Consider the following 11,827-nt stretch of genomic DNA (forward strand, 5'->3'; position numbering starts at 1 on the left):
AGCAGCTATTCTTGCTTCTGTGATGCCGTATCGGCCGAGGGCGAGGGTTGCTGCTCGGTATCCGGCAAGTTGGGATTCTCGCGCATCCGCTTTTTTTTGATGTTTTCAATCTCCGCGTCAATCACATCAAAATCGTCGTCAGACAGTTGATCAAGCAGTAGTTCCGGCGTGATTTTTTCAGCATCGACACCCGGCAGGGTCAGCACGCTGGATGTAACCGCGACCCGGTAGAACAGCGAGGCGGCAGGGCCGGCTGTCGTACCGCGTGCGTCATGCGTCACAGCCAGAGCATCAACGGTGTCGCCGATAACGGGCAGGCGGGCGCTGAACTCAAAATGCAACTGGCCGTCGATTTCAATTCCGTGCAGTAACTGGGCCATTGTTATTCCTCTACTACTCTCAAGCACTGAAACGTGATATCGCGCTTCGCTTCGTTGTCAGTTGAGTACTGCGCGCCGACATCCGTCGTAAAACAGTCCATGTACGTGGTGCGTTTGCCGCCTGAGCCGGATAATGGGTATTGCGTGATTTTCACACCCTCCATGCCCTCCCAGTCCAGGTCACCATCCAACGGAATCACCACTGTTGCCGCCAGCTGATATTCAGCGATACCCCGAGCGAAGCCCTTCGCACGCCCGGTTTTGTTCATCGTTTTGACGAGTTTTCGTCCCGTCTTCGATGTGACCTTCAGGTCAGTACATTCCAGCTCACGGCTGTCAATCTCAAGAACGATTGACCCGACGTATTCCTCAATAGCCATTGTTTTTCTCCGTCAGTTACAGCAACAGGTCGATGCGGCCCGCAAACACGTGCAACCCATTCACAACATCAACAGGGATGGCAGCATTCAGGCAGTTCATGTCTTGCGAATCACGCTCAACAATCAGCGCGCCTTTGTTTGCGTCGACGTTCTCGATGATCTCCAGCTCTTCCAGCTTGTAGAGCACATCCAGTAACTCGCTGCGAACCTTTGCAGGCGTGCGGGAACTCAGCTTGTCGCGCGGGAAACGCAGCGTGATGCGCTCACGGCAAGCCTTGCGCACATAGTCGAGGGTGCGAATGGTTGTGATATCCAGCAGGGCCACATCGTCAACACCGGCCGCGCTTTTTGTATAGGTACTGATTGCACGCACTATCTGCACCGTGTCGCCGGGGCCGATCTCGAAAGGAGCCAGGCCGTTATACAAGGCTTTTTCCTGCTCGGTGCGCATCGGGCGTGACGCCAGCGCGGTCACGTCGAGCGCCGACATTGCCAGGGTGTTGAGCGGCCGTGCCGGGTCTTCCTCGCTCGCCACCATTGCGGCATACCCTGCCGCGATTTGTGCGACGGTACAGACAGAGTCGCGGTGCCATCCCGCTGTGATACGTCCGGCATTAATGCTCGACGTCAGCGTGATACCGGTTGACAGCGAGTTTTTCCAGCCAGTGACGCCGATGACACCACGCTGCTCCAGCGGCCCGGATGCGTTGTCCAGGTGCGAACGCAGTTCGGTTAGCGCATCCTGCGTCGCATACGGACAAACGATGATGCTATGGCCCGCAGAGAACACGTGTGCCAGCGCGGGTGCGATGTCCGGGTTAATTTCGCCGCCGGTCATTGCCGTTGCTGCAACACTGACGCCCGACGCAGTTGCCGCCGCCCGCAGTACGATTTCGTTACCCGCCGCCCCTTTGTTTTTGGCCGTGAACGTGATAACGCCATTGGCCGCCACAGCCGTCACCGGTAGCGCCGCCTGTTGATTCAGCGCCGCCACCATATCAGTTGCAATGGCAGCAGCGGTGTCACCGGTTGACACAGCAACGTTGACGCGGGCTGTCCCAACCCACACACTCATCGTGCCGTTACCTGCGGCCGGGCCCGTCACCGTGACCGTACCGGAAGCAGGCTGTGCGCCGGTCGCATCACTGATGCCGATGACCTGTAATTGCAGGTAGCTGTAACAGGTCAGCGCGCTGACCACCATCAGATGCGCCATCGAACCCGCGCCGAAATAGGTTTCGGCCTCGTCAGAGGAAAACACATCGACAGCCGTTAATGGCGGCTGCGTGCCAGTCGGCAGCATCTGAGCCAGCATCAATACTGTTTGCTGATTGCCAGGTAGCGAACGCACCGCCAGGCGAGTGTTGAATTCGAAATACCGACCGGGCTTGCGTGTGCTGCCTGGAATTTCGTAAAACGTGACATTAGGGCTAGCCATCGTTGTTTGCCTCCGCTTTGGTCTTCACATTCGGCCCGGATACCGCCTTTTCATCCGGGACGATCACCAGGTCACCGGCTGAAATCTGGCGCAAGTAATACGCCGTGCGCTCCACATGCACTGGCGCATCATCGATATAGCGCCGGGCGTTTTCTTCACGCGGCACGCGCACACCAGGTGCCGCTTTAACTGTTATCTGTGACATGAGTGATGATTTCCTCTGCATCCGGCCGGGCCGGGGTTTGTGGAATGTCGTAGCTAAAGCGTGTTCTCAGCCAGTCCGGGTCGTCTTCACTTACCTGTCCGGAATAGCCGCTGAAAATCGCATCCGGGTGGAATGGTGCGACACCAGACCGCGGGTACTTGCCGTTTTCCAGCGCCTCTTCCATCCATGCCGTGTCGAACTCACACGCAAAAACCGACAGCGCGTTGTCTTTCAGGCTCGTGTTAAACAGCGTTCTAACGCGCCCTGGCATCAGCGCCTGAATACTTAGCCCGGCATCAGCCATATCCTGCCCAGACAGCAAGCGACGGACAGCGGTAACCATGCGGTACGTCCCGACCTCGTCAAGACGCGCACCGCCATGCCGCGACGCTTCTTCACTGCGCACGCTGCGCTCACCCACAATCACCACGAAACGGCCGAGTGTTCTGTACTTACGTTTAGTGAGATTGGCATTTTCAGTCCTCTGTATACCGCCAAACGTCACCCAGCAGGCGGGCAGCGCGCGGGCGATTTCTGCCGGTTCTCCATCCAGCTCACCACCATACGAGCACACAGTCGGCGCAATCCGCCCGAGCCCGCGCTTTAGCCTGTCGATGATTGCCAGTTCGATATCTTTGATGGTGTTCAAAATGCACCTCCCTGAGTAGAGTCCCGCCCAAACCGACGCCCGGCCGACGTGAATGTCGTGCTGGTTCCCGATGGCTGAACCACATCACCTGACGGCAGACGACCGAGCGTGATGCGCCCATCTGCAACGCGCTCAAGGTAACGAATGGCGTCCTCGTAACGCGCGCGGATTTCATCTGTCATCTGGCCCGAACCACACAGCAAATACCGGGCAACATCGCAGCAGCGACCGACCAGAATTCGCGGCGTGTCAGTCCACGGCACCGGGTAGCGCCCGGCGAGATAGCTGTCGATTTCAGCACTGGCGCGGGTCAGCGCGCCAGTCAGTACCTCATCGTCAATTTCACCGGCGAAAGCCCGGTCGGTGAGCGAGACACACTCACGCTCACCGAATGCCAGCACCATGTCATCGCGGGTCGCGTACATTATTTCTTCGCCTTGCCATCATCGGTTGCCGTTGCCGTTGCCGCTGCGGCTAACTGAGCCTTGAGCGCATCACGCTCTGTCGTCAGCGCCGCAACGGCGTCCTGCGCGGCTGTCAGCTGGGCGTCTCGTTCCTGCACAGCGACCTCCAGTTCAGCAATGCGAACCTGGGCGGCGGACAGCGCCGCACTATCATTGGCGGTTTCCCGTTCGTCACTGATACGCACGACGATCAACTGCGGCTCGGCCTCCAGCGTCGCCAGTTCTTCGGCAGTGAACTCGTCATCGTGATAAGTCCGGGTTTTCGCGCTGTGTGCGATGCCGCAACGCCGAAAGCCTTCAACGCGGGCGGTAATTTGGATTGGCATTATGCGTCTACTCCCGTTGAGCCATAGGCCATTTGCCAGAAGCCGTAGCCGCCGTTGGCGCGGGCTTCTGCCCCAAACCGGAATTTCTTGCGAGAGAAGACGTTGTCGTTGCTGTAATCCGTCTGCTCAACAAATTCCGGCTTTTTACGCTCCTGGTAGATCAACGGTTTCATCAACTGCGCGTTATCAAGTAGGAACCACTCGGTATCGGTTTTCAGCTCCGGCACCACCAGCACTTCAGCCGTTCCTTTGTACGTGTTGGGCGTGTTATCCGGGAAGCGGTCGGCCGTCATCAGATAATTCGCCACATCTTCCAGCGCAGGGGGAACAACCAGCAGGCCGGGGGTAATGCGCAGGGATGCCCCCTGATCGTCCTTCATTGCACGCAATGCAGTGCGGGCTGCACCATAACTGGCCCGCGCAGCCGCCAGCGATGCGGCCGACAACGCTTTGGTGCTTTTATTGGATACCGAACGACCTGCAACGGGGTGGTCAACATCAAAGAACGGCTGGGAGTCGTAGCACAGATTCGTAAATCCATCACTCAACAACGCAAAGACGATATCCGCAGGCAGTTCAGCGGCGGATTGACCGGCTGCTTGCGCCTGCATACCGTAGCCAAGAAGCTGATCGTCTTCGATGTCGTTGCGGTCAACTTCGACAGTGGCTTCCCAGTCCTTGTTACGGATGGTGTAGTTAAAGGCTTCCAGCGACTTGATCGCCTTGTCGCCGATCCACTCCCGCATTTTTGGGAAGCGGGATAGCCAGGAGTAATCGTTCTCCTTCCCTGTCGATGGCACAAGCATTGCGACCTTTTGCCAGTCAGACGACGCCTGCTTAAACGCCTTCTGAAACGTGGTTTTCAGATTGATAAAAATCTGACGAACATTGCCTGCATTCACTAACACAGTATTTCTCCTTTAAATCAGATCAGAACCCACACGCCATCATCAGCGATAGCCTGAACCTTACCGGCAACTGGTCGAGCACTGCCGTTGCTGGTCTTTGCGACGGTCTGGCTGTCCACGACGTAGCAGTTTTGCCCGACTGACGCCTGGGTAACGGCATCGGCGGAGGAATTGGCAAACAGCCAGGCGCGGCCACGGCGCACGATAGCGTCAGCATCCCCATTCGCACCGGTACTGTTATCAACCCAGCCGTCACTGACGCCCAGCGTGACCTGTGCTGCGTTAGCTGTGGCCGGAACGGCATAACCGGCAGCATTGGCGGCGATGATGTGGCCGCCGTAAATCTCAGTGCTGGCCGCGACGGGAACGGCGAACAGCTCGCCGTCGCGGTGCGGTGTGTTGCGATCACTCATTGCGGTTCTCCTTGATAAACTGGACAACATCTGCGGGATCAACACCCATTAACGAACAGATAGCCGGGTCGATAACATCGTCGTCCTGCGCCGTAGGGGCTTTCTTCGGTGCGCCAGTGGGCGGCAGGCCACCGGTCTGGGTAGACGTCAGCGCAGCGATTTTGGGTGCTTTTGACAGGAAGTCTTTCAGACTGTCCGGGGACGACGCCGCCAGAGATTCCGCCCAGGATTTTTGTGCGGGCAGCAACCGACCATCGGACAATGCTGCGGCAATCAGCTCAGTGCATTGCTGCTGCGCCAGGACAGCGACGTTGTTGTTTGCGGTTGCGAGCGCTTCGGCAACAGATTGCTGCATCACCGAAACCGGCACCCATTTGGCCGGGTCGGGACTGGCAACCTGCGCGGTCAGTGCAGCAACGTTTGCGGCATCTGCCGTGAGTCTTTCAATCAGGTTGAACGGGGTGGCAGACAGCGTCTGAAACGATGCCGCTGCCGTTCCGGCTGGCGCGGCGGCCAGTTGATCAATGAGTTTGTTTAACTCGGCGGTAATGTCTTCTGCCGTTGCTGTGATTGGCAAATTCAGCATCCAGCGCAGACGCTCCAATAGTTCGTCCATAGTGTCCTCGTTTGTGGTTGTTGCAGCCATCAACAACGAGGTGGCGGCCAAAATGACAGCCTCCATGTCATCAAGGGCCGGCGTGTTAGTCAGCGCTGCGTGCAGCAGTTGCCGCACACGACCTGACTTGTCATAGGAGAAAACAGGGGATATATAGCGGTATTCATCAGCATCAATCATCGCTGCTGCGGTTTTCGTCCACTGCACGTCGACAGCAAACAATCCCTCACCATCACGCCACTCGAGCGCATGGAACCACGCAGCAGCCGGGGCGGGCTGACCGTTTTTTGCTGCATTCAGAGTTTGATGCTCATAGTCCAGCACAAACGGCGTTTTTGATGCCGCCGCCGCTGCGATCAACACCTGGGCAATCTCGGCGTTCATTAGCCAGCAATCGCATTCAGCTGGGCGACCATCACGGGCGCGGAACTCGCCAGCGGGGAACAACTGAATAGTGCCCAACGAGGCTTTATTGATTTCTACCGCCAGGGCGGCAATGAGCGGTTTCTTTTTCATGCTGAGAAGGTAAGTCAGCCTGAAAACAGAAATAATGTGATGGGGTTCAGTGGGTGATAATGCGGGGTGGGGTCGTTAATGCGGTCATGATAACGGATGCAACCGTTTTTAAAACCCGTTTAAAAACGATTTTACGCCGCTGTAGCACTCGCGATACTGTGATGGTGTGGATTCAACGCGATATACAGACGCATTCAGCGCTATGCATCAATGACACGTTGCAAATAGGTTTGCGCCGTCGTTTCCATCCGTCCACATCTGGCTCGGTGAGGTGCAGGAACGGCCGCGCCGGCATCTTAATTTTGTATTCACCGATGGTGTTCCACTGCGCAAAGTTAGACCGTGATTTTTTGACGAACCGGTTGCCGATACTGCCATCCTTGTGCTGCCTGTAGTAGGCCTGCTGACTGCGGGCGGGGATGTTGATTGTGCCGCCTTCCTGGTGGATGCGGGCATAGGCAACGTTTGTGCCGACAGTCGCGGTGTCATTGTCTGAATATTCGTTGATGCTTGTAGCCAAACGGCCGGATTTCTGCAAAATTTTCCCGCCCTGGCGCTGTTGGGCATAACGCGGACTCCATCCCGCCCATGCAGGCCGACCCTGCGATGCGAAATTCTCTTCGACAGCATCGTGCATCGCCGCCGCCAGCTCACGCATCAACGGCTCGCGGTGTTCCAGGCGCTGTATCAGCTCGCCAAGACCTTTTTCAAAATCGGTAATGTTGTATTTGATCTCGTAACTGTTGCTCATGATTATCCTGATGTATAATTAATCAGCGGCGAGTGAGTAGTTGTTTCCAATGGGTAACGGTTGCTGCTACGGCCATGACCGTCAGAGCATGATCCGGTTCGAGTCCGGCGCTATTCCCGCCGCTAATCCAGACTTCCCCACAGCAACTCGTTAACCCCTTTATTCTTCAGTGATTCATCATTCGCCAGCATTTTGCCTGTTCGTATCAGATTCGTTTTTATCCGCTCTTTCTTTCCGCCGCCTGGCGGGCGGGCTTTGAGTTCGCGATCAATAAACACCACCAGTTTTCCTGCGGCATCTGGCAGCTCCAGCACATAGGTCAACGCCGCATCGGTCTTCTGCGTGTTATACAAGATCGCCTTCGGTGACTGCATAAACTCCGGCAAACGCCGCCAAAGCTCGGCAGGCAACTGCGCCTCTTTGCTATCACGAACCGCGTGCAACAGGTTCTCGTCTGTCAGCGTAATAACTGCTGACTCAACCGCCGCGCCTTTCTCTGCCAGCCTGTCGATGACGGCTGACGGCGCGCGCCGACATGCCGCAACTGGCCGCGAGACTGTTTGTTAAGCAGTGTGTTACTCACGAACTCGCTAACGTCGTTTGAAACCGCCGTTAACAGCGCGTTTATTGCTCAGTGTCTCTTGTACCGCAAGCGCGGCCAGACGCGGCTCAGCAGTCGCTGAACGCTCAAGCAAGCGCTGTCCGAGTGCCGCAAGATAACCTTGTCCGGGGTTGTGGCCGAAACCCGCATCGGCGGTGTATAGCTCACCATTCCAGCGAATGGCCGGGACTTTTCTGGAATCGTTCGGCCCCCATGCTTGCTCGACTTCAATAATCTCACTGTGCTGAATAGTGATGTTGCGTGTATCAACATCCGACTGAGACAGGGCGCGAATGCGGCAACGGCAATGATAGCCGTCCGGTGGATACATAAACCGCCAGACAGGGTCATCGGCCCGCGCCGTGTAGCCATTAAGCGCCGCATGTTTTGGGCGCGTATGCGTATCAATGACAGCGAAGCGCTGAAAATAAGGCCGAAACGCGACGTTTGCCATCTGCTCTTCATAGCGCCCGGCGTTATAGGCGGCTTGCATATTGGTTTCAAAAATGGTCTTGAGGCGTCGCGGCGTCAGCTTCTTGCCTTCCAGCACGCCGTCTTCATCAGCCTTAAGTCCACGCCCAAACCAGCCCCTTTGCTCGAGAACGGGCGTTAAGCGACGCCGGAACTGCTCCAGCGTTTCCCCATTTGCCAGCGCATGATTTAACCCGCCCCGGATGTCTTCCAGCACATCTTGTTTCAGGATACCTGCGACAGTGAACGCAGTAGCGTGAGTGCGCGCTTCGACATCGTGCCAGTTGAAACCGATGGTGTAGCCCTTGGATTCGAAATAACGGATCGCCTCTTCGGGTTTCAGGCCGATGGCATACGCCAGATCGACGCTATTTGTCGGCATTCAGGTGTCCCCACACGTCCGCCACAAACAGCGCCTGAGCTAACAGTTGTTGCAACTGTGCATCATCAAGCGCTGGATAGCTCGCCGCGATAATGTCGAGCGCGTCATCCGGGTTTGCCCGTTTTGCAACGCTGCAACCAGCGGCGCTATCAGCGCATGCATCGCGGCGGTAATCGCTTCCGGCGTAGAGCGGGCGTTATCGAGCGCTATCTGTGCCGGGTCGCTGATATCATCCACGGCAGTTGTGCTAAGTGCGGCGAATGACCGGTACGGCGACGGGCGAGACGATAGCGCAGCGGCTGGTGTCACTGCTGGGGCAGGCGTTAGTACCGGCTCGTCATCTTTCGGGACGGGGATACCCATTTTCTGATGCACCCACGACACAGGAATGCTTTTCAACCCGGCATCGACCAGCGTTTTAATGCCCGCAGAGAACGTGCTGATATCTGCAATGTCGCGGGTATCAAACACAAAGCGGGGCTGACGTCGACGAGAGACTGCATAGCCATTAATTGACAACAACATCGATATAACATTGCTAAAGAAGCCCTCTAACGCCGGGCATCGGCCACCAGGATATCGTGCCGCACTTCGTTATGAACGTTGCCGAGTGCATTGGTTGATGTTTTGCCGTCAGCCTGGCTTGTCAGTGTACCGCCCAGTATCACTTTCGGCGTGCGTTCGCACCATTCGATCATCGACATAAACGTCGCTGCCTGCCCGTCCGCCGCCGATTCGAACCTGATGTTTGTCCCTTCGGGGATGATTACCGGCCGCATCGTGACCGAGAGTCACAAGAGCGTGCAGCAGCCTGTTTTTTCTCCTCCTCAGTCGCACTTGCCATGTACGTGCCGATTCTGGCGGCAGTCCGTAAATCTCCAGGAACTCGGCAAATCGCGTAGCGAGAAGTTTTTAAACAGGTACGGCCAGACCAAAACCCGATACAGGCCCGCCTGCGCGATATAGCCAGACTTGGCGTTATGCGCATGGACAAGCCATCCGAACGGCCACAGTTCCGCGCCGTTCATTGTGCCGTCAGCCAGCCGCACGGTATCGTCAATTTCGGGATTAGTGCAAAACCAGCGGTGTGGGCGCAGCACGGTCTTAATGGGCAACCACACATCGCCTTCGTTATCCCACTTTTCTATCTCCTGCGCGGAGAATCCGTGGCCGATGGCGTCCGCCGCATTTAAGATCAAATCATGAATGTCCGGGATGCCGAGCATCCACTCCGTCACCATCGCCGCCTGGCTCTTTTCTGCCTCGCTGGCATTCACCGGCGGCTCAATACTCCAGTCCAGACCCAACAGCGCGTTTTTGCGCTTTGCCATCTCGCTGAAGATATGTCCGTCTTTCTCGATCATGTCTTCGAACAGGTCAGCCTGGGCGGCGATATCACCACGCTCGGCCGCTTCAAGGATGCGCGGCAGGCGGCGAATATCCAGCCCACGCGATGGATGCTCCGGCCAGTGCCGCTGTATCTGTGCCGTTCTCGTGGTCTGCGGGCCGTCCAGCACTTCTTTGTTAAACGGGCGACCGAATTGATCAACTATTGCCACTTACCAACCTCCTGAACCAAAACCATGCCCAGCAGCACCAGCGCGGTGAAAACCGGTGTCCCGGTCATCAAAATCCGGGTTATTGCGAGGGACGGGAGTAAACGAAAATGCAGCGAACCCGGACACGGCCAGCGCCCAGAGCATGTGCAGGGCGTCCGGGCCATCGTCGTGGTCAGCCACCGGGAAGTGCCGTAACTGGTCAATCAACGTTGACTGGCTGGGGTGCAGGCGTATCAGCCCATTCGCTATGTGCGGCTGCAAGGACTCGATGCGCAGAATTTTGTCGCTGCTGGGCGTCACGCCACGCGCGGGAACCGGGATACCTGTAGCCGCACTGCGCTTTACAAGTTCCGTGCGTAAGAATTCCTGGAACTGCACAGCTTCAACAGACCAGCACAAACAGCGGTAGATGCGCTGCAATTCGATGATGTCCGAGATAATTTTGTCGGGAACGCGCTTACGGATTGCCGCTTCGACGACATCCAGGATGCCGGTATGGCGGTTAAACCCACCCACAAGCAGGGCGGACGGGTCACGCTTACCACCAGCACGCCCAAGGCTCGGGTCACATGCGCCGAGGAAGACCCACTCATTAAGACGATTGACCCAGAACGTAATGCAGTTGGCAAAGGGTGCATCCTCTCCGCTCACCGGGTCGTTCTGGTACTCAGAATCAAATGTTGAGTGGCCGTCGCGGGCGCGGATCAGCATCAGGGCCAGAATAGGCCGGGCCGACCATGACACCACCGCGCCTTCGTCCATTTCGGCCTTATGCTGCTGATAGAACGCGTTCGCCAGCCACTGGCCCTTATCGTCGTTATTGCGCAGGATTTCTTCCCATTCATCCCACAACGACATATTGACCGGCCACTGGATGATCGCCTTGAATCGCGCCGTCTTCCACAGTGGATTTTTCAGCGTCCGGGACAGTACGGAATCGTAGTGCAGGATGGTGCCGATGTAGATGACATCGAACTTCGCGCCCGCCCCGCCAAGCGGCAGGATGGTCTTTTTAAGCCAGTTATCCAGCTTGTCGCGCTGCTCAGGGCTGCGCACCTGTTCGTCGTTCTCGATATCATCCAGTACCACCAAATCGGGGCGGTACGGGCCGTGGCGCAGGCCACGCAGTTTTTTACCGCTGCCCGCGACCTGCACTTTGATATCGTTGCGCGTGACAATGGTTCCGGCCTGCCAGACGCGCCCGCCGCCCGCCACTTCGGGGAAATCCATCGCAATCCGTGGGTTGTAAGCCAGCTCGGCTTTTATGGCCTCAAGCATCGGATACGCCTGGTCAATCGAGTCCATGACGATAACCAGGTAATGCTTGATCGCACAGACAATGCACCAGATGTTAAATAGTTGACTGACCAGCGTTGATTTCGCCTCGCCACGCGGCGCAGCGATGGCGTCATTCTCGCTGGTTGTGCTGGCGACAATCTCCGGCAGACGAGCGAACAGGTACTTATGCAGTTCGCTCTTGTCTGCATGTCGAACGTAGTGCGGAAAATAGTGCTCAACAAAATAGACGTAGCCGCCAACGGGGTCGAGAACGCGGGCGCGCCGTTCTGCTATTGCTGCCGCAGACGGATCAAAGCCGACGCATTCGGCTTCAATCGTCCGGCGCAGCGTTGCCGCCAGTTCTTCCAGCTCTTTGGCAAAATCTTTGGCTGTGAGCTTATTGGATTTACGTGCCACCATTCACCTACATAAAATGAGGTTTATTTGATATCTTTCCGAAGCCACCGATAAATTTTAAGGAGTCTTAATG

15 protein-coding genes and 2 pseudogenes are annotated in these 11,827 nt (G+C 56.8%); all 17 read right to left on the reverse strand.

What is annotated here, in order from left to right; genetic code table 11:
- Positions 1-5 precede the first annotated feature (5 nt).
- Entirely contained in the window at positions 6-380 is a 375-nt protein-coding gene (locus tag DAQ1742_RS16725; protein ID WP_035345463.1) for a hypothetical protein, read from the reverse strand.
- Between the two features lie 2 nt (positions 381-382).
- The gene (locus DAQ1742_RS16730; protein ID WP_035345461.1) at positions 383-760 is read right to left on the reverse strand and encodes a hypothetical protein; all 378 of its coding nucleotides are present in this window, start codon (positions 758-760) and stop codon (positions 383-385) included.
- 16 nt (positions 761-776) lie between these two features.
- Entirely contained in the window at positions 777-2,198 is a 1,422-nt protein-coding gene (locus DAQ1742_RS16735) for a phage tail sheath C-terminal domain-containing protein (protein ID WP_067486439.1), read from the reverse strand.
- Positions 2,191-2,403, reverse strand: coding sequence for a DUF2635 domain-containing protein (locus DAQ1742_RS16740; RefSeq protein ID WP_083960943.1), 213 nt, complete (start codon positions 2,401-2,403; stop codon positions 2,191-2,193). Before DAQ1742_RS16740 ends, DAQ1742_RS16735 begins: the two co-directional genes overlap by 8 nt.
- Entirely contained in the window at positions 2,384-3,043 is a 660-nt protein-coding gene (locus DAQ1742_RS16745) for a DUF1834 family protein (protein ID WP_035346450.1), read from the reverse strand. The genes DAQ1742_RS16740 and DAQ1742_RS16745 overlap by 20 nt, the downstream gene beginning before the upstream one ends.
- A 5-nt stretch (positions 3,044-3,048) precedes the next feature.
- Positions 3,049-3,477, reverse strand: a complete 429-nt coding sequence (locus tag DAQ1742_RS16750; RefSeq protein ID WP_035345455.1) for a gp436 family protein — start codon at positions 3,475-3,477, stop codon at positions 3,049-3,051.
- A complete protein-coding gene (locus DAQ1742_RS16755) occupies positions 3,477-3,842 on the reverse strand; it encodes an HI1506-related protein (protein WP_035345452.1) in 366 nt (121 codons plus the stop codon). The genes DAQ1742_RS16750 and DAQ1742_RS16755 overlap by 1 nt, the downstream gene beginning before the upstream one ends.
- Positions 3,842-4,750 carry a Mu-like prophage major head subunit gpT family protein gene (locus DAQ1742_RS16760; protein WP_035345450.1) on the reverse strand — a complete coding sequence of 303 codons (909 nt, stop codon included), beginning with the start codon at positions 4,748-4,750 and terminating at the stop codon, positions 3,842-3,844. Before DAQ1742_RS16760 ends, DAQ1742_RS16755 begins: the two co-directional genes overlap by 1 nt.
- Before the next feature lie 17 nt (positions 4,751-4,767).
- A complete protein-coding gene (locus DAQ1742_RS16765) occupies positions 4,768-5,163 on the reverse strand; it encodes a hypothetical protein (protein WP_035345447.1) in 396 nt (131 codons plus the stop codon).
- Positions 5,156-6,295, reverse strand: a complete 1,140-nt coding sequence (locus tag DAQ1742_RS16770) for a phage protease (protein ID WP_035345445.1) — start codon at positions 6,293-6,295, stop codon at positions 5,156-5,158. Before DAQ1742_RS16770 ends, DAQ1742_RS16765 begins: the two co-directional genes overlap by 8 nt.
- Positions 6,296-6,495: 200 nt before the next feature.
- Positions 6,496-7,046: pseudogene (locus DAQ1742_RS16775) on the reverse strand (phage virion morphogenesis protein).
- Between the two features lie 122 nt (positions 7,047-7,168).
- Complete coding sequence (locus DAQ1742_RS20655; RefSeq protein WP_232046541.1) at positions 7,169-7,489, reverse strand: hypothetical protein; 321 nt, start codon at positions 7,487-7,489, stop codon at positions 7,169-7,171.
- Between the two features lie 14 nt (positions 7,490-7,503).
- Entirely contained in the window at positions 7,504-7,629 is a 126-nt protein-coding gene (locus tag DAQ1742_RS20740) for a hypothetical protein (RefSeq protein WP_269472538.1), read from the reverse strand.
- Between the two features lie 7 nt (positions 7,630-7,636).
- On the reverse strand, positions 7,637-8,500 hold the full coding sequence (locus tag DAQ1742_RS20660; RefSeq protein ID WP_269472539.1) for a phage head morphogenesis protein: 864 nt from the start codon (positions 8,498-8,500) through the stop codon (positions 7,637-7,639).
- Positions 8,501-8,539: 39 nt separating this feature from the next.
- Positions 8,540-9,025: a phage portal protein family protein gene (locus tag DAQ1742_RS20745; protein ID WP_269472540.1), complete on the reverse strand. Its 486-nt coding sequence runs from the start codon at positions 9,023-9,025 to the stop codon at positions 8,540-8,542.
- Positions 9,026-9,051: 26 nt separating this feature from the next.
- A pseudogene (locus DAQ1742_RS16785) lies at positions 9,052-9,864 on the reverse strand (phage portal protein family protein).
- 195 nt (positions 9,865-10,059) lie between these two features.
- The gene (terL, locus tag DAQ1742_RS16790) at positions 10,060-11,757 is read right to left on the reverse strand and encodes a phage terminase large subunit (RefSeq protein WP_083960936.1); all 1,698 of its coding nucleotides are present in this window, start codon (positions 11,755-11,757) and stop codon (positions 10,060-10,062) included.
- Positions 11,758-11,827 lie beyond the last annotated feature (70 nt).

Origin of the sequence: Dickeya aquatica, from assembly GCF_900095885.1 — a bacterium.
GTDB classification, from domain to species: Bacteria; Pseudomonadota; Gammaproteobacteria; order Enterobacterales; family Enterobacteriaceae; genus Dickeya; species Dickeya aquatica.